Here is a 276-nt window from a genome sequence, read left to right as displayed (position 1 = left end):
ATCGCCGGATCGGGTGCGGTCTCCAAGCGGCGACGGACGCGGCCGAACCGCGTACGGCGGTCAGGCCGCGGTGCGGACGCTTCCGCCGGTGGCGGCGGCCCACTCCACCAGCAGCCGCTGGTACTCCGCCTCGTCCTGCGGCGTCAGGCGCCCGCCCGAACGCTGCCACAGGTCGCGGATCTCCGCGTTGACCTCGGCTGCGGAACGTGCGGACACGGACGACGGCATGGGGGGCATGTCCACCAGGCTACGGCCCCAAGCCGCCACCCTTACCCC

Annotated in this window: 1 protein-coding gene; it reads right to left on the bottom strand. The window is 73.9% G+C overall.

Translation table 11 applies throughout. The features are described 5' to 3' along the window. Positions 1-60: 60 nt before the first annotated feature. Positions 61-216 (bottom strand): hypothetical protein, encoded by a 156-nt coding sequence (locus E0702_RS17215; RefSeq protein ID WP_165927614.1) that lies wholly within the window; start codon positions 214-216, stop codon positions 61-63. Positions 217-276 lie beyond the last annotated feature (60 nt).

The organism is Halomonas marinisediminis, assembly GCF_004347715.1.
GTDB lineage: Bacteria > Pseudomonadota > Gammaproteobacteria > Pseudomonadales > Halomonadaceae > Halomonas > Halomonas icarae.
Note: the sequence above shows the minus strand (reverse complement) of the source record. Positions and strands in the feature narration are given on the sequence as shown.